Here is a 23,625-nt window from a genome sequence, read left to right on the forward strand (position 1 = left end):
CGTGTCGACACGACCCGCGCACGATGGATCAGCGCCGTGCTGATGCGGTCGGTGCAGTGTTCGGGAAAGGCCTGTTCTTCCTCGCGTGCCAGTGCCCCGATCCGGACTGCAAAGCCAAAATCGATGACGGCCGGGTTTCTTCGATCGTGATCAATGTGATCGCCGAACAGGATTCCCTACACGCTGATCCCGATCCCGAGATGCACGGCGAAGCACCACGCCGTTCCAGGACTTCGGCGAAGCCCGCGACTGCGAAGCCAACCCCGGCCCCGGCCGAGCCCGCGGCCGCCGGGCCAGACTCAGAGCCGGTCAATGGTGAGCCTGCTGCTGCGCAGGCCGAGCCCGCGGCGGAAGCGACCGCCGTTGAGGTTGAGCTCGTCGTCGCGGACGCCGAGTCGGAGGTTGATCCTGTCGTCGACGCCGTGGCAGATTCGCAGGCTGAGGGCGCTGAGCCGTCCAAGCGGTTCAAGGCGGCGCTGATTCCGAGTTTCAAGTCCTCGATCGTGCCGGCCCCGCTGCTGGCCGAATTGATCATCGGCGGCGCCCGCATCCGGGTTGTCGACCCGTCCTGCCTCACAACCGAGCCGGGCTATCGGCCCTCGGCGGCGCTGCAACGCTTCGTCCACGCCCGCGATATCACCTGCCGCTTCCCCGGCTGCAACCGTCCCGCCACCCACGCCGACATCGACCACACCAAGCCCTGGCCCGCCGGAGCTACCCACCCCGCCAACACCAAGGCCTACTGCCGAACCCACCACCTGATCAAAACGTTCGTGCCCGGTTGGAAAGACCGTCAACACCCCGACGGCACCGTGACCGTCACCACCCCCGCCGGGCTCCGCTATACCACAAAACCGTTGAGCACCTTGCTGTTTGCCGACTGGAACATCACCACCCCACCCGCACCGCCACCCCCCACGCAGGCAACACCGTCACCGACCCCGCAGGGCCGGCACCTCAAGATGCCCACCCGCCCAACCAGCCGCGCCCAGAACCGGGCCGCCTACATCGCCACCGAACGACGCCTCAACCGCCTCGACCGCCAAGCCCAAACCGAAACCCCGCCAACAGCCATACCAGAGCACCGCGGACACCCGCCAAGACCAGCCGACCACGACGACGACCCACCACCCTTCTAGCTGAGGTATTCGACTTTGCTGCGTAAGCCTAGAAGCATTTACGGCAGCGACATCAATTTTGCCCAGGAACTCTTTTTGGTGGCCGAGATGCGCAATCGGCAAGCGCCTGTGACGCTGCATCGTTCGCTGTAGCGAATCTTGGCGTGGGCGACCTCGGTGTTCAAAGTTTTGACAATCGGGTGAGTGCCTAGTTCGCTAGGCACACCTGGAGGGCCATTGGGTGGCGAATCGGAGGCGTTCGCCAACCGTGGGGATGGGCCCTGTGTAAAGCAGATTTACACAGGTAAATCGACTAACAATGCATTCTCGGCACCATTTGCACGGGTGTAGTCCGTCCGGCGCGGCCTGTGTCAGTAACCGTTGCTTGACGTGCCGACGAGACTGGTGTTCTATGCATTTCGAAGCCGTCAATTTCACCTTCGCAACCTTGGACGGTATTAGCCACAGCCCCACGGGCCGCGGGCCATGGATGGATGGGAGTGAGTTGCTGATGGGTTATGGAAGATTTGTGGGTCGTGTCGGAGTGTTAGCTGTAGCCCTCGGCATCGGGCTGGCCGGGCCGGCCGTCGCGGCAGCCGACACCTCCGAAGACGCCACCGCAGGTGACTCCCGGTCGGAAACGACCGCCGAGACGCGAGGTACGACCAAGAGGGATGTGTCGCCGTTGGAAACGCGCGATGCCGCAGCGGACGAACAGTCCGAGGACCCAGGCCACGCCGACGACGCCGACGACGAACCCGCGGAATCCCCGGCGGACACAGACGCCGAACCTGAAGCCGAGTCCGAAGCAAGTTATGGCGCAACGGATATGGAAGAACCCGACGGCAGGGTCGTAGAAGACACGGAAGACACGGAAGACACGGAAGACACGGAAGACACGGAAGACACGGAAGACACGGAAGACACGGAAGACACGAGAACCGTCGTCGACGATATCGCTCCCGACGCCGCAGACGCGGAAGTTGAGGCCGAGCCGGAACCCGACGGTTCACCCGCGAAACTCGCCGCGACGGACCCGACCGACGAGCCGACGTACGAACTTGACGACACCGTCGCGGTGTCGTTCCCCGAGTCGGCGCCCATCACGCAGACCACGCAGACCAGCGGAATCGCAAGCATCGTCTCGAAATTCCTGGATCTCCTCGGCATCGGAACGACAGCCGGCAACGGCACAGCACCTCTGCCGGCGTTCGAGTTCGTGACCGCCGTGTTCGGCGCGATCCGCCGCGAAATGGACAAGCTCTTCGCCAACAACGGCCCGTCGGCTGCCCTCGCGTCGACAAGCCAGACCACTCCCGGTGTTGTCACCGGCCTCCTGACTGCGACCGACCCCGAAGGGGACAAGCTCGTCTACTCGATCATTCAGCAGCCCACCCGTGGCACTGTGGAGGTCGACGGCGCCGGAAAGTTCACCTACACCGCCGATCCCCGAATGGGCGCAGGCGCAGACACGTTCGTCATCCAGGTGCGCGACGCCGGCTTCCACCTCATCTCGGTCACACCGACCAAAACCCAGGTGCCCATCACGGTTGCCCTGGACGCCAACGGATTTGTCACACAAACCATGTCGCGGCCGAGCGCGCTCAGGAGCGCGACGGCCACCGCCACCGCCGCCACGACGGGAACGGTCTACCACATAACGACGTCGGGTTCCGACATCGTCGGCTTCGATCCGGCCAAGGACAAACTCGACCTCGGCGACGTGTCCGTCCACAACTTCATCGTCGTCGACACCCCCGAGGGTGTCGGCTTCCGAAACCCGTGGTCCGGCGAAACGGCAGTCCTGCAGGGTGTTTCGTTGAGCCAACTCACCGTCGACAGCTTCACCCCGATCATCAACGACCACCTGCGCCAGGACCTCTCCGGTGCGCTGGCCTGGGAGCAGGGCATCACCCCGAAGTCGAACACCGTGTACGCGCGTTCCCACGAGGTCGGCCAGATCGATCGCGTGACGTTCAATGCGGCCACCGACGTGGTGGATTTCCGTTACTTCGGGACCCGTGAGCAACTCTTCATGAACGACACCCCCGACGGTGTGGTCATTTCCAACGCGGGCACCGGGCAGGCGCTGATCCTGCAGGGCGTCACCACAAGCCGCCTCACCGCCAAGAACTTCATCTTCCACAGCGCTCAGGTCCGCGAGGACCGCCTGCATCAGCAACTCGGCATCGGTACCGTTCCCGACTCCCAGGTGCTACCCCAGGGTGTGGCCATCGCCGGCACCGACAAGTGGCCGACGACCGCAGGCACCGGTCAACCACCGACAGGCCAAACCGGCACCACCACCAAGATCGACTGGTTGTACGGCAGCCACATCGCGCTGAACTTCGACCCCGGCAAGGACAAACTCGACTTCGGCTGGTTCAAAGCGCACGAGTTCGACGTCACCGAGGTCAGCGGCTCGACCAAGATCGCGATCACCGCGAACAACCAGTCCTACACACTCACCGGCGTCGCGATCGGTGAGCTCACGACGAGCAACATCGTGGCGCTCGACGACGGGGCCCGCACCAAGTGGGCCAACCTCATCTACGGTGCAGGACAGACAGTTACGCAGCCGAAGCTCTCCGTCAGCGACGCGAGCGTGTCGGAAGGCAACAGCGGCACGACGTTGATGACGTTCACCGTCACCTTGTCGAAGGCCTCCACCGAACAGGTGACGGTCAGTTACAGCACCAGCAATGGCACCGCCACCGCGGCGGGCGGGGACTACGCGCCGGCGGTCGGGTCGCTGACCTTCACGCCCGGCCAGACCTCGAAGACGGTCAACGTCACGGTCAACGGCGACACCCTCGTCGAACTCGACGAACAGCTCACCCTCATGCTGTCCTCGCCGGTCAACGCCACCATCGCCGACGGCTCGGGCACGGGCACGATCCGCAACGACGACGTCGACCAGATGCCCACCACCCCGCCGAGCATCTCTATCGCCGATCTGTCGGTGGCCGAAGGCAACGGTGAGCACAGCCATTTCATGTTCGTCGCCTCGTTGAGCAAGGCCTCGACGCAGACCGTGACGGTCACCTACACGACCTCCAACGGCACCGCGATCGCCGGGGTCGACTACAGCGCGACCACCGGAACGATCACCTTCGCGCCGGGCGTCACCTCGCAACTGGTGCACGTCGATGTCATCGGCGACAGCGTCGTCGAGCCCAACGAGACATTCTTCGTGACGTTGGCGAACCCCGTAGGAGCGACCATCGGCGACGGCTCCGCGACCGGGACCATCACCAACGACGACACCGTCGTCACCCCGGGCGTCGGCGGCATCAATTCCGGGAACCCGGGCGACGAGCTCTGGGGTGAGGCCTTCTTCGCGCCGTACGTGGACATGGGAGCCTGGCCGGTGCCCAACCTGTTGGCCATCGCGCAGCAGCGCGGAACCTCGCTTCTCACACTGGGTTTCCTGCAGGCGACGCCGGACGGCAGGTTGGCCTGGGCCGGACTGTCGGCGCTGACCCCCGATTCCACGTTCGATCAGGCCAAGGCGATCAACCAATCCATCGCGGCTCTGCAGGCCGCGGGCGGTGATGTGATGATCTCGCTCGGCGGAGCTTCGGGCACCAGCCTGGCGCAGTGGTACGCCGCCCGCGGACTCGGAGCCCAGGCTTTGGCCACCGCGTACGCCGGCATCGTCACCACCTACCGCCTCAACCGCATCGACTTCGACATCGAGGGCTCGGCAGTGGCCGAGCCGGCGTCGATCGCTCTGAACGCCCAGGCGCTCAGGCTGCTCCAGCAACAGATGCCCGAGCTCGAAATCTGGTACACCCTGCCCGTCCTGCCCACCGGGTTGACCGCCGACGGCGTGAACGTCGTCCGCAAAGCTCTCGAAGCGGGGGTGAAGCTCGACGGCGTCAACATCATGGCGATGGACTACGGCGAGTCAGCTGCGCCGACCAGCGGTCCGAACGCAAAGACCATGGGTGCCTACGCGATTCAGGCCGCCGAGTCGACCCAGGCGCAACTGGCCACGCTGTATGCGAGCCATGGTCAGACATTCGGCTGGAACCAGCTCGGCGTCACCCCGATGCTCGGCGTCAACGACGTCCTCACCGAGGTGTTCACCACGGCCGACGCGCAAGCGCTCGAGAACTTCGCCCGCGCCAAAGGCGTGGGCATGCTGTCGATGTGGTCGATCAACCGGGACCAGCCCGGCACTATCGGCCAGGCCACGACGAACACGTCGGGCACGAACACGCCTGCTGGCGGCTACAGCGCGGTTTTCAACGACTACGGGACGGTGAACCCCATCGCGGGTCCGCCGCCTGCGATTTCGATCGCCGACCTCGCGGTGTCCGAGGGCAACGGCGACCATGCCCACTTCATGTTCACCGTCACACTCGACAAGCCCTCCACCGAGGCGGTGACGGTGCGCTACACCACGTCGAACGGAACGGCCCTCGCCGGCACGGATTACACCGCATCGTCGGGTGTCATCGAGTTCGCGCCCGGCGTGACGTCACGTACCGTGCACGTCGACATCATCGGCGACACGCTCGCCGAATCCAATGAGACGTTCATCGTGACGCTGTCGACCCCGATCGGTGCGACGATCGCCGACGGCACCGCCACCGGCACGATCACCGACGACGACCGCACCACGCCGACGCCCGGCGCTGTCGCGGTGAAGTACACCGTGAACGACAACTGGGGCTCGGGCTACACCGCGACGGTCGAGGTGACTGCGGGGACGTCCGGATTCAGCGGCTGGACAGTCGAATTCGACACGCCGGCCCAGATCGGCAACATCTGGAACGCCGAGATCGTGAGCCGGGTCGGCAACCCCACCGGATACCACTATGTGGTCCGCAACGTCGCGTACAACCCGCAGGTCGGAGCCGGACAGACGGTGAGCTTCGGCTTTCAGGCCTCCCCGGGCGGCGGCTCGGCCACGGCCACCAACTTCGTGGTCAACGGTGTGGCGGTCGGACAGAACCCGACGACGGTGCTGCCGAAGGCCTCCGTCGCCGACGCGACGATCACCGAAGGGGCCGGCGGTAGCAAGAATCTGGTGTTCACGGTGACGTTGGACAAGGCCGCCACGACGCCGGTCACCATCGCATACGCGACATCGAACGGAACCGCCACGGCCGGCACTGATTACACGGCCACATCGGGAACGCTGACGTTCGCTGCGGGGGTCACCTCCCAACAGATCTCGGTGGTCATCCTCGGTGACACCGTCGTCGAGCAGAACGAGACGTTCACGCTGACGCTGTCGAATCCCACCGGGGTGACGATCGCCGACGGCTCTGCCACCGGCACGATCACCAACGACGACATCACACCGACACCAGGCAACCCGTCGGCCGCCATGATCGTCAACGACAACTGGGGTTCGGGCTTCACAGCCACCATGACGGTGTCCGCGGGAGCCTCGGCCCTGAACGGATGGACGGTGGAATTCGACACCCCGGCGCAGATCGGCAATATCTGGAACGCCGAGATCGTCAGCCGGGTCGGCAACCCCGCCGGATACCACTATGTGGTGCGCAACGCTACGTGGAACGCCGCAGTCGCAGCGGGCCAGACCGTCACGTTCGGATTCCAGGCGTCTCCTGGAGGCGCCTCGGCGACCGCGACCAACATCAAGGTCAACGGACAGAGCGCCCCCACACCGCCGCCGTCCCTCTCGGTCGCCGACGCCACGGTGAACGAAACCAACAGCGGCACAACTCAAATGACGTTCATCGTCACACTGTCGAAGGCATCGGCCACGCCCGTCACGGTCTCGTACGCGACGTCGAACGGCACCGCCACCGCGGGTGTCGACTACACCGCCAAGTCGGGGACCGTGACGTTCGCCCCCGGCGTGCTGTCACAGCAGATCCAGGTCGCGATCACCGGTGACACCACCGTGGAGTCCAACGAGACGTTCACGCTGACGCTGGCGACGCCCAGCGGTGCGACGATCGCCGACGGGTCCGCCCTCGGAACCATCACCAATGACGACATCCCGCCGAATGTGTCGCTGAGCATCTCCGATGCCTCGGTGACCGAGGGCGCGCCCGGAACCGGTGTCGCTCCGGGCTGGTTCTCGACGTCGGGCAATCAGATCCTCGACTCGGCAGGCAATCCGGTGCAGATCGCCGGCGTCAACTGGTTCGGCATGGAGAGCGAGACGTTCGCACCGCACGGCCTGTGGACGCGCAACTACAAAGACATGATGAACCAGATGGCCGCGCTGGATTTCAACACCATCCGGCTCGCCTACTCCAGCGAGATGCTGCACACCACCGCCGCGCCCAACGGCATCGACTTCGCGAAGAATCCCGACCTGGCCGGTCTCACGCCCGTGCAGATCATGGACAAGATCGTCGCCTACGCCGGTCAGATCGGAATGCGGGTCATCCTCGACCACCACCGCAGCAGCAAGGGCGCAGGCCCGAACAGCAACGGCCTCTGGTACGAGGGCTCCTACACCGAGGCCGCATGGATCAGCGACTGGAAGATGCTCGCGCAACGGTATGCGAACAACCCCACGGTGATCGGAGCGGACCTGCACAACGAACCCCACAGCGGAACGTGGGGCGGCGGGGGCGCCACCGATTGGGCAGCCGCCGCCGAGCGGGCGGGCAACGCCGTGCTGTCGGTGAATCCGAACTGGCTGGTCATCGTCGAGGGCGTCGCAGACTATCAGGGCCAATCCTATTGGTGGGGAGGCAATCTGATGGGTGTCAAAGATCGTCCGATCGTGCTGAACGTGCCCAACCGTGTCGTGTACTCACCACACGACTACCCGAACTCGGTGTACGCACAGCCGTGGTTCCAGCAGGCGAACTTCGGTGCCGCGTTGCCGGACAAGTTCGAGCAGATGTGGGGCTACATCTACGAGCAGAACATCGCCCCGATCTACCTGGGTGAGTTCGGCACCAGGATGGCTGATCCGAAGGACGTCGTCTGGTACGAGGCCATCACGTCATACCTGTCCGGCGATTTCGACAACAACGGCACGGTCGACATCGCGGCCGGCACCCAGGACATGTCGTGGACGTTCTGGTCGTGGAACCCGAACTCCCGTGACACCGGCGGAATCCTCGCCGATGACTGGAACACCGTCAACACGAACAAGTTGGCCTACCTCCAGTCGATCCAGTTCGACTTCGACGACAGCAGCCCCGGCGTGCTCGCACAGTTCGTGGTGTCGCTGGCCGCTCCGTCGACCCAGCCCGTCACCGTCCGGTACGCCACGTCGAACGGCACCGCCACCGGGGGAAGCGATTACGCGTCGACGGCAGGCGCGCTGACCTTCGCACCCGGTGAGACCCGCAAGACGATCACCGTGGTGGTGTTCGGGGACACACAACTCGAAGGCAACGAAAGCTTCTTCGTGACGCTCTCCAGCCCCACCGGTGCCACCATCGCCGACGGCACCGGTGCGGGCACCATCGTCGACAGGCCGACCCCCGTCTAATTTGCGATCCGGTACCGGCGCTCGGGGCGTCCGACTCCATACTGGAGACGGAGCTCCAGGGCGCCGGTACCGAGATAATGCTCGAGATAGCGCCGAGCGCTCACCCGGGAAATCCCCACCAGGTCGGCGCATTCGGCTGCCGAGACCTCACCGGCGTCGCGCACCGCGGCCAGCACCAGATCACCGGTCTCGGCGCCCAGACCTTTGGGCATCACCTTCGCCGGTGTCACGGACGGGCCGCCGAACAGCGAGTCGATCAGATTCTGGTCCGCGCCGCCCGCAGACTGGAGCGCGTCGGCGCGGGACGCGAATGCCAGCAGCTTGGCCTCCAGCTGCGGGAACTCGAAGGGCTTGATGAGGTAATCCGCGGCGCCGCCGTCGAGCGCGCCACGGACGGTGTCGAGCTCACGCGCCGCGGTGATCATGATGACGTCCACGCGATCCGCCTCAGAACGTAAGCGCTGCAACACATCCAGGCCTGTCATATCCGGCAGGTAGACATCGAGCAAGATGAGGTGCGGGCGCAGGTCCCGTGCCGCCGACAGCGCCTCCTCGCCGGTGCGGGCGACACCGACCGCCTGGAAACCGTCGACGCGGTCCACGAACCGGCGGTGGATCTCGGCGACCATGAAGTCATCGTCGACGACGAGCACGTCACGCATGGCCCGGCACCGCGCTCAACCGCACCAGGAACTGGGCGCCGCCATCCGGGGTGTCGCTGACGTCGATGGTGCCGCCGTGTTGCGCCGTCACCAACCGCACCAGTGCCAGACCTATGCCGCGCCCGCCGGGAACCTCCGGCTTGGAGGTGACCCCGCGGGCGAAAATGGCCTCCCGAAGATGTTCTGGCACACCGGGTCCGGTGTCGACAACCGATATCGTGAGTCCGTGCCGGTCGTCGATGCAGACGGTGACGGACGCGTCCGGCGCGCCCACGGAGACGTCCACCGCGTTGTCGATCAGATTGCCCAGCAGGGTGATCACGTCGGTGGCCATTGCCGGGTCGAGAGCTGCCAGGTGCGAGTCCGGGTCCAGCCGCAGCACGACGCCGCTCTCGGCAGCCAGCGATGTTTTCGCGATCAGCAGGGCCGCGACAGCGGGATCGGAAATCCGTTGCGTCACCGCATCACTGATCTCGGCACGCCTACGCGTCAACGTGCCCACCAGATCACGCACCGAATCGTACTCGCCGAGCTGTACCAGACCCGAGATGGTGTGCAGCTGATTGGCGAACTCGTGGGTCTGGGCGCGCAACGTGTCGGTGACGCTCTTGTGTGACGACAGCTGGCTCTGCAGTGCCGCGAGTTCGGTGCTGTCGCGCATCGTGGTCACGGTCCCGATCCGCATGCCCTGACTGGTGGCGGCGCGACGGCTCAGCGCCAGCACTCGTGTGCGGGTCGCAATCACCGTGTCCTTCGCGGCATGGGCGTCATCGGAGGACATCAGCAGCGACACCACCGCCGGGTCGATGCCCACCGCGTCCACCCGGCGCCCGACCGCGCTTCCCGGCACCCCGAGCAGATCCTGGGCGCTGTCGTTGAGAAGCGTGATCTCGCCGTCGTTGTTCACGGCGATCACCCCTTCCCTGATGCTGTGCAGCAGTGCTTCCCGGTGATCGGCGAGGCTTGCGATCTCGGCGACCTCCAGGCCGCGCGTATGACGCTTGATGCGCCGCGACAGCAGCCATGACGCCACCAGCCCGAGGGCTGCGCCGAGCCCCAGGTAGACCAGAAGCCCTTCGCCCGCGCCGCTGAGCAAGGCCCACACCGACGGGTACTGCTCGCTGACCGAGGCGACCGCCAGGACGTCGCCGTCGATGGAGAGGATGGGCACCTGGCCGACGAGGCTGTGGAGCCCGTCGATGTCGGAGTCGCCGTACCAGGCGCGGCCCTCGTCGGCCCGGCTCGCATCCAGATCGGCGGTGGCGCCGACACGGGACGGATCCGACGACGCGCGCACGCTGCCGTCGGGACCGAGAATCTCGGCGAGGCTGGCACCCGACAGTGCGACGGCGCGGTCGACCTCCGGAGCCAGCGTCCGAGATGCGAACGGATCGTTGTACCGCTCGCGCACGATCGGCGTCGACGCCATGTTCTCGGCGACGGTGATCATCCGCTGCCCGCGTACCTCGCGGAATTCGCCCTCGGACTGCGCCACCGACACCGCAGCCACGGCAATTAGGACCACGGCGACGACGACGAGCTGGAACACCAGGAACTGGCCGGCCAGGCTCCGTCCCCGCAGCAGGCCGACCACCGCGTTCCGCATGTTCTTAATGACCAATATTTCCTTTGCGTCCACATGGGTGACGTAGGTCACTGCTCGGGTCCAGTATTGCTGAGCATCACAACCAAGTGATTGGGGACGACATGTTCGCATCCGGCAGAGGGCGCGCGATCATCGGCTTGACCATAGCGATCATCACCGCGCTGCTGCTCTCGGCCTGCGGGGTCACCCGCGGCGAAGAATCCGGTCTGCACCGCCTGCGCATGATGGTGCCCAACAGTCCAGGCGGGGGCTACGACCTCACCGCGCGCACCGGCGTCAAGATCATGGAAGACGACGACATCACCGGCCGCATCGAGGTGTTCAACGTCATCGGGGCCGGCGGAACCGTCGCCATGGCGCGGTTGATCAACGAACGCGGCAACGGCGACCTGATGATGATGATGGGTCTCGGCGTCGTCGGCGCCACCTACACGAACGGATCCAAGGCCCGCGCGTCCGATGCGACGCCGCTGGCCAAGATGGTCGAGGATCCCGAAGGCATCATCGTGCCCGCGGACTCACCGTTCAAGACGGTTCAGGATTTCGTCGCGGCGTGGAAGGCCGATCCGGCCACGGTCACCATCGGCGGCGGTTCGAGCCCGGGCGGCCCGGACCACCTGTTCCCGATGGAGACCGCCAAGGTCGTCGGCGTGGATCCCAAGCAGGTCAACTTCGTCTCCTACGACGGCGGCGGCGATCTGCTCACCGCGCTGCTCGGCAACAAGATCGCCGCGGCGACCTCAAGCCCCGGTGAGTTGCGCGATCAGATCGACACGGGCCAGGTACGCGTGCTGGCGGTGTCCGGCGAGGAGCGTGTCGAGGGCATCGACGCACCGACCCTGACAGAGTCCGGCATCGACCTCACATTCACCAACTGGCGCGGAATCCTTGCGCCACCAGATATTTCGGAGGAGGACAAGGCTGCGATGGTGAAAGCGCTCGAAGAGCTGCACGCGACCGACGCGTGGAAGGAGGCGCTGGTGAAGAACAGCTGGACGGATGCCTTCATGACCGGCGAGGCGTTCGAGAAGTTCCTCGAAGAACAGGATCAGCGCGTCGAGACGACGCTGACGGATCTGGGGCTGGTATGAGCACCCACACCGAAAAGCCCGAAGCCCCGGCCCGCCCGGATTATGCGCAGTACGTCGTCTGCGCGGTCATGGTCGCCGTCGGCGCCTTCCTCATCGTCGATGCGTTGCGTATTGCCGACGGCTTCGCCAAGGTGGATCCTGTTGGGCCGCGGCTGTTCCCGTTGGTCATCGGCATCGGTCTGCTGGTGATGGCCGTCGTACTCGCCGTCGCGATCCCGCGCGGGTCGAGAGGCGAGGCCGACGCGGGGGAGGACATCGACCCTGACATGCCCAGCGACTGGCGCACCGTCGGCATGCTCGTCGGGCTCTTCATCCTGCTGATCGTGCTCGTTGTCCCGCTGGGCTGGGCCATCGCGGGGGCGCTGTTCTTCGCCGGCTGCGCCACCGTGCTCGGCAGCAAGCACTACGTGCGCAACATCGTCATCGGTGTCGTGCTGGCCCTCGGCAGCTTCTACGCGTTCTACTCCGGGCTCGGGATCCCGCTGCCCGCAGGCATTCTCGATGGGATTCTGTGATGGAAAATCTCGACTGGCTTCTGCAGGGGTTCTCCGAGGCGGCCACCCCGATGAATCTGCTGTACGCCGTCATCGGCGTGCTGCTCGGTACCGCCGTCGGCGTGCTGCCCGGCATCGGTCCCGCGATGACCGTCGCCCTACTGCTGCCCATCACCTACAACGTCAGCCCCAGCGCGGCGTTCATCATGTTCGCCGGAATCTTCTACGGCGGTATGTACGGAGGGTCGACAACTTCGATCCTGCTCAACACGCCGGGTGAATCCTCGTCGGTCATCACCGCGATCGAGGGCAACAAGATGGCCAAGGCGGGTCGTGCGGCCCAGGCTCTGGCCACCGCGGCGATCGGATCGTTCGTGGCCGGCTCCATCGGCACGGCGCTCCTCGCGGCGTTCGCCCCGGCCATATCCCGGTTCGCGGTCACCCTGGGGGCACCGTCGTATCTGGCGATCATGCTGTTCGCGCTGGTCGCCGTCACCGCGGTGCTGGGCTCGTCGAAGATGCGCGGAATGATCTCGCTGCTGCTGGGTCTCGCGATCGGCATCGTCGGCATCGACTCGCTGACCGGACAGCCGCGCGCCACGTTCGGTATCCCGCTGCTGAGCGACGGCATCGACATCGTCGTGATCGCCGTCGCCGTGTTCGCGGTCGGCGAAGCACTCTGGGTCGCCGCCCACCTGCGCCGCCGACCGGCCGACGTCATCCCGGTGGGACGCCCGTGGATGAGCAAGCAGGACTGGGGGCGGTCGTGGAAGCCGTGGCTGCGCGGCACCGCGTTCGGATTCCCGTTCGGTGCGTTGCCCGCGGGCGGTGCCGAGCTCCCCACGTTCCTCAGCTACATCACCGAGAAGAGGCTGTCCAAGCACCCCGAGGAGTTCGGCAAGGGTGCCATCGAAGGTGTCGCCGGCCCGGAGGCCGCCAACAATGCCTCGGCCGCAGGCACTTTGGTGCCGATGCTGTCGCTGGGCTTACCGACCAATGCGACCGCGGCGGTGATTCTGACCGCGTTCGTCTCCTACGGCATCCAGCCCGGGCCCACGCTGTTCGACAAGGAACCGCTGCTGATCTGGACGCTGATCGCGAGCCTGTTCATCGGCAACTTCCTGCTGCTGGTGCTGAACCTGCCGCTGGCGCCGCTGTGGGCCAAGCTGCTGCGTACCCCGCGGCCTTACCTCTACGCGGGCATCCTGTTCTTCGCCACCCTGGGCGCGTTCGCAGTGAATCTGCAGCCGCTCGATCTCGCCCTGCTGCTGATCTTCGGTTTGATGGGCCTGATGATGCGCCGCTTCGGACTTCCCGTGCTGCCGTTGATCATCGGCGTCATCCTCGGTCCCCGCATCGAGCGTCAGCTGCGACAGAGCCTGCAGCTCGGCGGCGGTGACTGGGGCAGCCTGTTCACCGAGCCCGTCGCGATCGTCACCTATGTGCTGATGGCTCTGCTGCTGCTGGCTCCGCTGATCCTGCGGTTGATGAACCGCAGCGAGGAGACGCTGCTCGTGGTCGAGGACGACAAGGATCAGAGGGAAAAGGCGGCACAGCAGTGATCGACGGGCGCTTGCGCGAGGAGCAGACATGATCGTCATCGGATACACCGCCGACGCGTTCGGCCACGCGGCGCTCGAACACGGCATTGCTGAGGCGAAGTTGCGTGGCACAGACCTTCTGGTCATCAATGCCACGTCGGGAGAGTCCTACGTCGACGCGCGATTCGCAGGCCAGGCCGAGGTCGGTGACGTCGAGGCGCGGCTTGCCGAATGCGGCGTGGCGTTCGAACTGCGCCAGCCGGTCGGGGTCGATCCCGCTTCGGAGCTGCTGGCCGCGATGAACGGCGACGAAGCGCAGCTGCTGGTGGTCGGAATCCGGCATCGCAACCCGGTCGGGAAGCTCATGCTCGGCAGCGTCGCGCAGAAGGTGATCCTGGAGTGCCCGAAGCCGGTGCTCGCCGTGAAGCCCGACGACATGTGATTCAGGTGTGACAGCCTGGTGAGATGGGACGGTACGCAGGCGCCTTCGGGCCGCACGCTCCAGAAGCCACCTATGTCCAGCACGGCTACCCGGAGCAGTTTTTCGACACCGGGGAAGTCCGGCTGAACTATGCCGTCGCCGGCGACGAGTCCAGACCACCGCTGCTGCTGATTCCCGGACAGTCCGAGTCGTGGTGGGGCTACGAGGCCGCGATGCCGCTGCTGGCCGAGCACTTCCACGTGCACGCGGTGGATCTACGCGGGCAGGGCCGGTCCACGCGCACCCCGCACCGGTACACGCTCGACAACGTCGGCAACGACCTCGTGCGTTTCCTCGACGGTGTGATCGGCAGGCCCGCGTTCGTCAGCGGGCTGTCCTCCGGCGGACTGGCCGGCGCGTGGCTGTCGGCCTACGCCAAACCCGGCCAGCTGGTCGCGGCGTGCTGGGAGGATCCGCCGTTCTTCAGCTCGGAGACCGCTCCGGTCGTGGGGCCGCCGATCACCGAGAGCATCGGTCCGCTGTTCGGGATGTGGGCGCGCTACCTCGGCGACCAGTGGAGCGTCGGTGACTGGGACGGCTTCGTCGCCGCCGTTCCCCACGAGCTGGCGGACTGGCAGGCGCACGTCGCGCTCGTCGTGGGTACGGCCGAGCCCGCGCAGAACCTTCGCGAGTACGACCCGGAATGGGGAAAGGCGTTCATCACAGGCACTTTCGCGGCGAACTGCCCCCACCACGTGATGCTGAGCAGCATCAAGGTGCCCGTCCTGTTCACCCACCACTTCCGCATGATCGACGAGACCTCTGGCGGGTTGATCGGCGCGTGCTCCGACGTGCAGGCGGGCCGCGTGACCCAGCTCGTCAAGGGCTGCGGCCAATCGCTGACGTACAAGTCGTTCCCGATGATGGGTCACTCGATGCACGGTCAGGACCCGAAGTTGTTCTCCGAGACGCTCGTCGAATGGTTCACCGGATTCACGCCGTCAGAAGAGGCACGGGTCTGAGTTCTGACCGCAGCGGCCAGGCTCAGCCCCGCGATGGCGAAGCACACGACGGTGTACCAGAGGCTCCCGACGGGATCGCCCGCGGCGGTGACGCCGTCGGCGGCATCCAGGTACGCGGGCAGCGCGGTGGCCCACAGCACGGCCATCACCACCAGGTACACCGCCGCGTACCCGAGGATGATCCGATTGGAACCGGCTGAGGGATCCGGCTTTTCGTGGCGCCACTGCCGGCAGAGGACCGGAATCGCGATGACGGCGATGACGACCAGCTCCAACGCGTAGACCACACCGCCGACCGTCGTGCTGCCCGAGATGGCCGCCGCGGCCGTCGCCGGAAGGGGCAGGATTGCGGTACCGATCGAAGCCAGGACGCCGATCACGATGGTGCGCAACACGACCTGAGTCCCGGTGAAGGACCGACCCCCGTCGACATGGCGACCGACGAAGAACTGCACGCACAGCGCCAGCGACATCGGCCACAGCGCCGCGAACACCACGACACTGGGCAGCGGCACCGAATTGAAAAAGGGCTGGTTCATCGGGTGGTCCAGCGTCCACTCCCACCACCGCAGCTGCGGTCCGAGGTGGTCGAAGATCTCGTAGAACGCATGATGGACGAAGCCGACGCAGATCGCGCCGACCACTGTGCCGTACCTGCGGAAGACGCCGAGGTTGCGGACGATCTCGAACGCTATCGTCGCCATCGCCGGGTAGATCGCGACGATGTACAGCGGCAGTCGGCCCCACAGGAAGTCGACGGTGAACACGTTGTGGGCGAACATCGTGTCGACGTATTCGGAGATGCCGAATGCGCCCGGGAAATACAGGGGGGGTTCGATGATGAGCAGGTAGGCGATCGCGCCGAACCACAGCACGATGTTCGTCGGGTCGTTGTATCGGCGCAGTCGCACGATCGCATACCAGAATGCCAGCACGGCGCCGACGATCACCGTGATCTCCAGGACGGGGAGTGTCCAGTTCTCGAGCGCGAACGGGTTGCGGAATTCGACGAGTCCGCCCGCGGTCTCACACGAAAAGCCCAGTCGGGCAGCGAGATCGGCGAAAGTGGGGGTGCAGAGGTCAGACATGGGCGGCGCTTTCAGCTGTATACCATTGGGTCACGTCGTATCCGGCGTCGTAGCGATCGAACCACTCCTGCGCCAGCGCGGGGAGCTTTTCGTGTGCCGGGTCGTGCCCGGGGATCTGGCTGCGCACGATGCCGCTGAGGGCAACGAGCTGTTCACGCAGCGGAAGGTGGCTGAACGCGTTGGCGAACGGGCCGTCATACGGTGCGTCGATGAACGGAAGACGTTGCAGCAGAGCCTTTTTACGGCGATGGATGCGGAACGTGGACATCGCGTCGACTTTGCGCTCGGCCAGCGGAATGTGCCTGTTGAAGTCCTCGGACGCCATCCGGATGATGCCCATGACGTGTTTGAAGATCGACGGGGCGACGCGCATCCGATACCACGGGTCGTCGACGACGGCGTCGTAGATGGTCAGAGCCGAACTGCGGTGTTCGACCTCTTCGACGAAGTGCCACAGGAACAGTGACGCCACGCGGTCGTCGCCCGTCGCGAACAGCGTGTCGTCGTGGTCGAGCATCAGCTTGAACACCGGCGTGAACGTCGCCTCCAGATCGGCGGTGTAGGCCAGGCGGTACTTCAGCGGCGTGTTCGCCGTCATGTCGTCGAACGCGTCGATGACCTTGTCGAGCGTCCCTTTCAGCGCCGGGTAGGCCTTGATCAGGCCCTTGGCGTGCTGCCGGTGCGCCATCGAGTGCTGGCCCTCCTGGCGGACGAATGCTTCGGCCTCTCCGGCGATTGCCGGGTCCTTGATGTGGGGCATGGCCTCCGGGATCATGCTGCCGATCATCTTCTCGAAGCCGATGGCCAGGAACGACACCGCGTTGGCCATCGACGAGAACGCCGGGTTGGCCTCGTTCCACACGAACGGTACGGGGTGGCTGGCGAAGGCGAAGCGCAATTTGCGCACGATCAATTCGGTCATGTCGAAAGAATCCCGATCGCTAGTAATCATACAAGATGTCCTACCTGCGTATGACTACTGCATCGCCGGGTCCGAGTCAACGGCTGTGCTAGCGTTCGGGGCACGATGGCACGTAAACGCCGAGGTTGGGGCGGTGATCCGCCCGCCAACGACGACGAGGCCGCAGAGCGCATCGTCGCAGCCGCCGTGAATCTCATCGCCGAAACGGGTTCGGCCATCACGATTGCCGACGTCGCCGAATCACTCGGGGTGATAAGGCAGACCGTGTACCGCTATTTCCCGACCGCTGACGACCTGATGCGCGCGGCCGCCATCGCATCGGTGGACGGGTTTCTCGACCGTCTCGCCAAACATGTCAGCGGAATGGGTGACCCCGCAGACGCGATGACCGAGGGTGTCCTGTTCACCCTCGACGCAGTGGCCACCACGCCGCATCTGGGCATCGTGCTGTCTGCACCGAGTGCGGCCGCGGGGCCCAGCGAGGTGGCGTCGCCGCTCGCGAAAGATTTCGGCATGCGCATGGTCACACGCTTCGACGTGGATTGGGCAAGCTATGGCTACGACGACGCCGCGCTGCGGGATCTCGTCGAGTTCACGCTACGCACCATGCTGTCGTTCTTCGTCGCACCCAACGATCCCTCGCGCTCACGCGACGAGCTGCGCACGTTCCTGCGGCGTTGGCTCGGTGGCGCAATCATCGCGCAGCGAGATCCATCTCGGCGGGATTCGCGCCGCTGATCGCCTGGGAGACGAAGCTCTTCGTCGTCAACGGTCCGCCGAACTGCTGGAGGAGACCGCCCTCGGCGTTGCGTCCGAGATCGACCGGCTCGAAGCCGAACCGGGAGATCAACTGTGCTACTTGGTCGTTGGCGGTGGGATGGTTGCCGGACACGAACAGCACCCGGCGGCCACCGTGTCCGTCACCCGGTTCGTGAGCCAGCACCTTGGCCCACGTGTGACCGAACGCTTTTACCACGCGGGCTCCGTTGGCCCATTCGCCCACGAGATCCGACGAGGGCCGGCCGCCGAGATCGGCAGGGGAGAAGGTGGAGTAGTCGATGGCGTTGGTGGCGTCGACGACGATCCGGCCCTCCCAGTCGGTGACCCGCGCGACGAGATCCCGGACCGCCTCGAACGGTACGGCGAGGATGACGACGTCGGCCTGCAGCGCGTCCGCGACCTCGACCGCCGTGACGTGCGGCCCGATCTTCTCGGCGACGGGACGCACCGCGTCGACGCCGCGCGAGGCCGCCAAGCCGACCTCGATGCCCGTCCGGGCGAACTGACCGGCGACCGCCGTGCCGATGTTTCCCGCTCCGATGATGGCGTACCGCATGACGGGCTCCTTCTGTCTGGTGCATTGGATGACATGTCACCAAACTGTGCGGGGCGCGCCCCTATTCCCGAGGCGAAGACACGATCAGCCGGACCGTCCCGTCCACGTCCTCGACCGGATAACTGCGCACCGACAGGTCTGCACCGGATACCTCACTGCCCGAACTCAAGTCGAAGGCATGGCCGTGCAGCGGGCACACGATCACGCAGTCGTCGGCGAGCCCATCGGCCAGCGGGCCGCCCCTGTGCGGGCAGACCGCATCCACCGCCCGCAGCGAGCCGTCCCGCAGGCGGAACACCGCGACCTGGACGCCGTCGACCACCATGGTGCGGCCCTCGCCGACCGGGATCTCGTCGACCCTCATCGCAGCCCTCGGCTCTTCGCGCAAGCGCTCATCGCAGCCCTCGGCTCTTCGCGCAAGCGCTCATCGCAGCCCTCGGCTCTTCGCGCAAGCGCTCATCGCACCGGCACCTGGGGCAGCGGCAGCAACGGCAGGCTCGGTCGGAACTGTCCGACCGAGGCCGGTTCGCGGCCGTCCTGCCACGGGTCCCGGTACGCGTCGACGGACTTCTGCATCCTGGCATCCAGGCCGGCGAGAAAGTCGTCATCAGGGCTGTCGACGAGCACCTCGCGCAGGTGCTCGATGGTCACCCGTGGCACCCACTTGTAGGTACGCTCAAGCCAATTCGCGCTCTCCCGGTAGTACTGCAGAAACCGTCCGGTCAACGTGATCACGGTCTGTGCGTCGTCGACGGTCGCCAGCAGGTCGCCCTTGCGAATATGGGCACCCGCTGCGCCGCCGACGTAGATCTCCCAGCGTCCGCCGTCGACCGCGACGACACCGAGATCCTTGCACAGTGCCTCGGCACAGTTGCGCGGACAACCGGTGACGGCGAGCTTCATCTTCGCCGGGCTCGCCAGCCCTTTGTAGCGCTCCTCGATCGCGATGCCCAGCGCCGTCGAATCGCCAACGCCGTAGCGGCAGAAGTCGCTGCCCACACAGGTTTTGACGGTCCGAAAGCTCTTGCCGTAGGCGTACCCCGACGGCATGTCCAGATCCGCCCACACCGAGGGCAGATCTTCTTTGCGCACACCCAGCAGGTCGATGCGCTGCCCGCCGGTGAGTTTGATCATCGGGATCTCGTACTTCTCGGCGACGTCGGCGATCTTGCGTAGCTGCGCGACGTTCGTCACGCCGCCCTTCATCTGCGGCACCACCGAGAACGTGCCGTCGCGCTGGATGTTCGCGTGCACCCGGTCGTTGATGAACCGTGCGTCACGCTCGTCGACGAACTCGTCGGCCCACATCATGTCCAGCAGTGACGCCAGCGCCATCTTCGAGCCGGCGTCCTCTTTGCCGTCCGGCGCCAGCGCGGCGAACACCGAGGACACCGAATGCAATTCGAGGTCGCGGATGTGCCGCATCAGCGTCGGCTTGTCGTACGGGACACCCGGGACGTACCACGACGCCGACGGGTCCTCGGTGACAGCGCCGCCCGCCGCCCACTCGACCACCTGGCAGACCAGCTCTTTGCACGAACCGCAGCCCTTGCCCGCCTTCGTCTTCGCCATCACGCCCGCGACGGACGTCTCACCACTGTGGACGCAGGAAACCAACGCGCCCTTGGACACGCCGTTGCAATTGCACACCTGGGCATCGTCGGCGAGCTCTGCCACACCCACTCCGACCTCGGGTGTGCCGATGTCGAACATCAGCGCCACCCGCTCGTCGGGCAGCGGCAACCCGCTGTCGAAGGCCTGCGTCAGGAACGACACCTTCGACACATCCCCGACGAGGGTGGCGCCCACCAGCTTTCCGTCACGAATGACGATCGTCTTGTAGACACCGTGTTTCGGTTCCGAGTACTGCACGAACTCATCGTCGGGATGCTCGGGCGCCTTGACGCCCATCGACGCGACGTCGACGCCCGCGACCTTCAGTTTCGTTGCCACCCTTGACCCGTGATACGCGGACGTCAGATCGGTTCCGGTCAGATGGTCGGCCAGCACCTTGGCCTGCTCCCACAGCGGCGCGACGAGCCCGTAGACCTGGCCGCGGTGCTGGGCGCACTCACCGACGACGTACACATCGTCGTCGTCGATCGAGCGCATGTGGTCGTCGGTGACGATGGCGCGTTCCACGGTCAGTCCCGCGCGTTGGGCCAGGCCGACATTGGGCCGGATACCCGCCGCGATCACCAGCATGTCGCAGTCGGTCCGGGTGCCGTCGGAGAACAGGATCCCGGCCAGCCGGCCGTCGTCGCCGACGATCACCTCGGTGGTGCGCTTCTCCGTGTAAACACCGATACCGAGGTCCTCCACAGACTTCCGCAGGATGGCGCCGGCCGGGTCGTCGAGCTGGGCGTTCATGAGCGTCGGCCCCGCATGGACCACGTCGACGGCCATCCCGCGGCTCTGTAGGCCGCGGGCCGCCTCCAAACCCAGCAGCCCGCCGCCGATCACGACGGCCTTGGTGCGGTTGGCTGCCTCCGCGATCATCGCCGCCGTGTCGTCGAGCGTGCGGAACCCGAACACGCCGTCGGCCAAAGTCTTGTTGTCCGACCACAACCCGGCCATCGGCGGGAAGAACGAGCGGCTGCCCGTGGCCAGGATCAGCTTGTCGTAATGCAGCGTGGTGCCGTCGTCGGCGTGCACCAGATGGGCGAACGTGTCGAGCCGGACCACCCGCACCCCGGCGCGCAGGTCGATGCCGTTGTCGGTGTACCAGTCGAGCGCGTTGAGAAAAAGGTCCGACGCGTCGGCTTCGACGTCCTGGCTACCGGCAAGCACATTCGACAGCAGGATGCGGTTGTAGTTTCCGTAGGGTTCGTCACCGAACACGGTGATCTGAAAGTGGTCGAGCCCGCCGCGGGCGATGACCTCCTCCAATGCGCGGATGCCGGCCATACCGTTGCCGACGACGACCAGACGCTGTGCCATGGCTACACCTCCACCAGGCCCAGGTCGACGATCACCGTTCCCTTCACGCCGTCGGGCGCCGCGACGTAGAGCTCCAGCACGGTGTCACCGAGAAGGTCCTCCACCACGCGCAACGCGACGTGCGTGGCGCCCTTGGCGGCGATGGGGAAGTACCGCATCGGCGCGCCGTCGCGGAACAACACGACGGTGACCATCTGCTTGGTGGAGTTTCCGCCCCGGAAGTACACCGGCTGGGTGGTGGCGCCCGCAGGCACCACATACCGCAATGCCTCGTCCAGCGGCACCGGCTTGTCGTAGCCGGCGCCGTCGAACTCGTAGGCGCCCTGCAGGAAACGGGGGCTGCTTCCGTCTGTCATAAACAGACGCTAGGAGCAGCGTGTTTCCGGTTCGTTTCCCCTGCAAGTCGCGCGTGGATCTCGGCCATCACAGTTCGGGCGCCTCACGGTGAGCTGACCTGCTGTGTGAGGGCGAGTTTTCACAGGGGTCATCGACGTGCAACCGATAGGGAATGACCTGGCCTTTCACTTGAGCCATGGCAAAACGCGACATCGAAACCTGGGACCCCGAGGACGTCGAGGCCTGGGACGCGGGAGGCAAAGCGGTTGCGAAGCGCAACCTGATCTGGTCGATCGTGGCCGAGCACGTCGGGTTCTCGGTGTGGTCGATCTGGTCGGTGATGGTGCTGTTCATGCCGCAGGACGTCTACGGCATCGACGCGGCAGGCAAGTTCTACCTGGTCGCGGTGCCCACCCTGGTCGGTGCGTTCATGCGGATCCCCTACACGATCGCCCCCGCCAAGTTCGGCGGCCGCAACTGGACGATCGTCAGCGCGCTGCTCCTGCTCATCCCGACGGTGCTGACGCTGTATTACATGAAGAATCCGGCCTCCTACACCACGTACATGGTGATCGCGGCGTTCGCGGGTCTCGGCGGCGGCAACTTCGCGTCCTCGATGACCAACATCAACGCGTTCTACCCGCAGCGGCTCAAAGGCTGGGCGCTGGGCCTCAACGCAGGCGGCGGCAACATCGGTGTGCCCGTCATTCAGCTCATCGGCCTGCTGGTCATCGCAACGCTGGGCAACGCGCGTCCTGAAATCGTTTGCGCCATCTACCTTGTCGCGATCAGCGTCGCCGCCGTCGGCGCCGCGCTGTTCATGGACAACCTGCGTAACCAGAAGTCGAACCTCGGCGCGCTCGTCGAGGCCATGCGGTTCAAGCACTCCTGGGTGATGAGCTTCCTGTATATCGGCACCTTCGGCTCGTTCATCGGCTTCTCGTTCGCATTCGGCCAGGTACTCCAGATCAACTACCTCGCAGGTGGGGACACCCCGGCGCAGGCGTCCCTGCACGCCGCCCAGATCGCCTTCCTGGGGCCGCTTCTGGGATCGATCTCGCGCCCGTTCGGCGGCAAGCTCGCCGACCGCATCGGCGGCGGCAAGATCACGCTGTACGTGTTCGTGGCGATGATGTTCGCCGCCGGTGTGCTCGTCACGACGGGCGTGCTGGATGACGGGGCTGCGGGAGCGCCGACGGGCGCCCAAATGATCGGCTACGTCGCCGGATTCATCCTGCTGTTCGTCCTGTCGGGCCTGGGCAACGGCTCCACCTACAAGATGATCCCGTCGATCTTCGAGGCCAAGGCCCAGGACCGCGACGACCTCAGCCGTGACGAGAAGGCGGCCTGGTCGCGGGCCATGTCGGGGGCGCTGATCGGATTCGCTGGTGCGGTCGGCGCTCTGGGCGGTGTCTTCATCAACATCGTGTTGCGGGCGTCCTACGTCAGCGACGCGAAGTCGGCCACCATGGCGTTCTGGGTGTTCCTTGGCTTCTATGTGATCTGCGCCTTCGTGACGTGGTTCGTGTTCCTGCGACTGCAGGAACACCGGGCACACAGCGGTGAGCACATCGGCCGCGCCTCCGATGCGGTCCCCGTCGGGTAAC

17 protein-coding genes are annotated in these 23,625 nt (G+C 65.7%); 9 read left to right on the forward strand and 8 right to left on the reverse strand.

The annotated features are described in order from the left end of the window. Both ACAG24_RS21445 and ACAG24_RS21450 read left to right on the forward strand, forming a co-directional pair. The coding region (locus ACAG24_RS21445) for an HNH endonuclease signature motif containing protein (protein WP_370474604.1) at positions 1–1,139 on the forward strand (1,139 nt) is incomplete at its 5' end. 523 nt (positions 1,140–1,662) lie between these two features. Beyond that, positions 1,663–8,559, forward strand: coding sequence for a Calx-beta domain-containing protein (locus ACAG24_RS21450; protein WP_370474603.1), 6,897 nt, complete (start codon positions 1,663–1,665; stop codon positions 8,557–8,559). On the opposite strand, the gene ACAG24_RS21455 is transcribed toward ACAG24_RS21450, so the two are convergent. Then, the gene (locus ACAG24_RS21455) at positions 8,556–9,221 is read right to left on the reverse strand and encodes a response regulator (protein WP_370474602.1); all 666 of its coding nucleotides are present in this window, start codon (positions 9,219–9,221) and stop codon (positions 8,556–8,558) included. The genes ACAG24_RS21450 and ACAG24_RS21455 overlap by 4 nt on opposite strands. Continuing rightward, the gene (locus ACAG24_RS21460; protein ID WP_370474600.1) at positions 9,214–10,827 is read right to left on the reverse strand and encodes a sensor histidine kinase; all 1,614 of its coding nucleotides are present in this window, start codon (positions 10,825–10,827) and stop codon (positions 9,214–9,216) included. Before ACAG24_RS21460 ends, ACAG24_RS21455 begins: the two co-directional genes overlap by 8 nt. A gap of 101 nt (positions 10,828–10,928) precedes the next feature. Between ACAG24_RS21460 and ACAG24_RS21465 the strand changes: the two genes are divergently transcribed. Genes ACAG24_RS21465 through ACAG24_RS21485 form a run of 5 tightly spaced genes read left to right on the forward strand, consistent with a single transcriptional unit; the run spans position 10,929 to position 15,396 of the window. After that, entirely contained in the window at positions 10,929–11,918 is a 990-nt protein-coding gene (locus ACAG24_RS21465; RefSeq protein ID WP_370474617.1) for a Bug family tripartite tricarboxylate transporter substrate binding protein, read from the forward strand. Beyond that, positions 11,915–12,433 carry a tripartite tricarboxylate transporter TctB family protein gene (locus ACAG24_RS21470; RefSeq protein WP_370474599.1) on the forward strand — a complete coding sequence of 173 codons (519 nt, stop codon included), beginning with the start codon at positions 11,915–11,917 and terminating at the stop codon, positions 12,431–12,433. The genes ACAG24_RS21465 and ACAG24_RS21470 overlap by 4 nt, the downstream gene beginning before the upstream one ends. After that, on the forward strand, positions 12,433–13,974 hold the full coding sequence (locus tag ACAG24_RS21475) for a tripartite tricarboxylate transporter permease (protein ID WP_370474597.1): 1,542 nt from the start codon (positions 12,433–12,435) through the stop codon (positions 13,972–13,974). The genes ACAG24_RS21470 and ACAG24_RS21475 overlap by 1 nt, the downstream gene beginning before the upstream one ends. A 28-nt stretch (positions 13,975–14,002) precedes the next feature. After that, entirely contained in the window at positions 14,003–14,395 is a 393-nt protein-coding gene (locus tag ACAG24_RS21480; RefSeq protein ID WP_370474596.1) for a universal stress protein, read from the forward strand. Positions 14,396–14,418: 23 nt separating this feature from the next. Next, entirely contained in the window at positions 14,419–15,396 is a 978-nt protein-coding gene (locus tag ACAG24_RS21485; protein ID WP_370474595.1) for an alpha/beta hydrolase, read from the forward strand. On the opposite strand, the gene ACAG24_RS21490 is transcribed toward ACAG24_RS21485, so the two are convergent. Further along, positions 15,318–16,484, reverse strand: a complete 1,167-nt coding sequence (locus ACAG24_RS21490) for a hypothetical protein (protein WP_370474594.1) — start codon at positions 16,482–16,484, stop codon at positions 15,318–15,320. The two genes, ACAG24_RS21485 and ACAG24_RS21490, sit on opposite strands and share 79 nt — an antisense overlap. Beyond that, positions 16,477–17,406: a metal-dependent hydrolase gene (locus ACAG24_RS21495; protein ID WP_370474593.1), complete on the reverse strand. Its 930-nt coding sequence runs from the start codon at positions 17,404–17,406 to the stop codon at positions 16,477–16,479. Before ACAG24_RS21495 ends, ACAG24_RS21490 begins: the two co-directional genes overlap by 8 nt. A 105-nt stretch (positions 17,407–17,511) precedes the next feature. Here ACAG24_RS21495 and ACAG24_RS21500 point away from each other — a divergent pair, with 105 nt between their 5' ends. Beyond that, the gene (locus tag ACAG24_RS21500; RefSeq protein WP_370474592.1) at positions 17,512–18,144 is read left to right on the forward strand and encodes a TetR/AcrR family transcriptional regulator; all 633 of its coding nucleotides are present in this window, start codon (positions 17,512–17,514) and stop codon (positions 18,142–18,144) included. Here the strand turns inward: ACAG24_RS21500 and ACAG24_RS21505 are convergent. The 4 genes from ACAG24_RS21505 to ACAG24_RS21520 form a co-directional block, all read right to left on the reverse strand. Then, positions 18,101–18,742, reverse strand: coding sequence for an NADPH-dependent F420 reductase (locus tag ACAG24_RS21505; protein ID WP_374150793.1), 642 nt, complete (start codon positions 18,740–18,742; stop codon positions 18,101–18,103). The genes ACAG24_RS21500 and ACAG24_RS21505 overlap by 44 nt on opposite strands. Positions 18,743–18,803: 61 nt before the next feature. Further along, on the reverse strand, positions 18,804–19,106 hold the full coding sequence (locus ACAG24_RS21510; RefSeq protein ID WP_370474590.1) for a Rieske (2Fe-2S) protein: 303 nt from the start codon (positions 19,104–19,106) through the stop codon (positions 18,804–18,806). A 92-nt stretch (positions 19,107–19,198) separates the two neighbouring features. Then, on the reverse strand, positions 19,199–21,682 hold the full coding sequence (gene nirB / locus ACAG24_RS21515; protein ID WP_370474589.1) for a nitrite reductase large subunit NirB: 2,484 nt from the start codon (positions 21,680–21,682) through the stop codon (positions 19,199–19,201). A gap of 2 nt (positions 21,683–21,684) precedes the next feature. Beyond that, positions 21,685–22,038, reverse strand: coding sequence for a molybdopterin oxidoreductase (locus ACAG24_RS21520; RefSeq protein ID WP_370474588.1), 354 nt, complete (start codon positions 22,036–22,038; stop codon positions 21,685–21,687). A 176-nt stretch (positions 22,039–22,214) separates the two neighbouring features. Between ACAG24_RS21520 and ACAG24_RS21525 the strand changes: the two genes are divergently transcribed. Further along, positions 22,215–23,624 carry a nitrate/nitrite transporter gene (locus tag ACAG24_RS21525; protein WP_370474587.1) on the forward strand — a complete coding sequence of 470 codons (1,410 nt, stop codon included), beginning with the start codon at positions 22,215–22,217 and terminating at the stop codon, positions 23,622–23,624. The last annotated feature ends 1 nt before the right edge of the window (position 23,625 follow it).

Source organism: Mycobacterium bulgaricum, from assembly GCF_041287165.2.
Lineage (GTDB): Bacteria > Actinomycetota > Actinomycetes > Mycobacteriales > Mycobacteriaceae > Mycobacterium > Mycobacterium bulgaricum.

Bases quoted from the DNA above. Each gene is read 5' to 3' on its own strand.
- ACAG24_RS21455 (WP_370474602.1), bottom strand. From the start codon at position 9,221: ATGCGTGACGTGCTCGTCGTCGACGATGACTTCATGGTCGCCGAGATC.
- ACAG24_RS21460 (WP_370474600.1), bottom strand. From the start codon at position 10,827: ATGCGGAACGCGGTGGTCGGCCTGCTGCGGGGACGGAGCCTGGCCGGC.
- ACAG24_RS21465 (WP_370474617.1), top strand. From the start codon at position 10,929: ATGTTCGCATCCGGCAGAGGGCGCGCGATCATCGGCTTGACCATAGCG.
- ACAG24_RS21470 (WP_370474599.1), top strand. From the start codon at position 11,915: ATGAGCACCCACACCGAAAAGCCCGAAGCCCCGGCCCGCCCGGATTAT.
- ACAG24_RS21475 (WP_370474597.1), top strand. From the start codon at position 12,433: ATGGAAAATCTCGACTGGCTTCTGCAGGGGTTCTCCGAGGCGGCCACC.
- ACAG24_RS21480 (WP_370474596.1), top strand. From the start codon at position 14,003: ATGATCGTCATCGGATACACCGCCGACGCGTTCGGCCACGCGGCGCTC.
- ACAG24_RS21485 (WP_370474595.1), top strand. From the start codon at position 14,419: ATGGGACGGTACGCAGGCGCCTTCGGGCCGCACGCTCCAGAAGCCACC.
- ACAG24_RS21490 (WP_370474594.1), bottom strand. From the start codon at position 16,484: ATGTCTGACCTCTGCACCCCCACTTTCGCCGATCTCGCTGCCCGACTG.
- ACAG24_RS21495 (WP_370474593.1), bottom strand. From the start codon at position 17,406: ATGACCGAATTGATCGTGCGCAAATTGCGCTTCGCCTTCGCCAGCCAC.
- ACAG24_RS21500 (WP_370474592.1), top strand. From the start codon at position 17,512: ATGGCACGTAAACGCCGAGGTTGGGGCGGTGATCCGCCCGCCAACGAC.
- ACAG24_RS21505 (WP_374150793.1), bottom strand. From the start codon at position 18,742: ATGCGGTACGCCATCATCGGAGCGGGAAACATCGGCACGGCGGTCGCC.
- ACAG24_RS21510 (WP_370474590.1), bottom strand. From the start codon at position 19,106: ATGAGGGTCGACGAGATCCCGGTCGGCGAGGGCCGCACCATGGTGGTC.
- nirB (WP_370474589.1), bottom strand. From the start codon at position 21,682: ATGGCACAGCGTCTGGTCGTCGTCGGCAACGGTATGGCCGGCATCCGC.
- ACAG24_RS21520 (WP_370474588.1), bottom strand. From the start codon at position 22,038: ATGACAGACGGAAGCAGCCCCCGTTTCCTGCAGGGCGCCTACGAGTTC.
- ACAG24_RS21525 (WP_370474587.1), top strand. From the start codon at position 22,215: ATGGCAAAACGCGACATCGAAACCTGGGACCCCGAGGACGTCGAGGCC.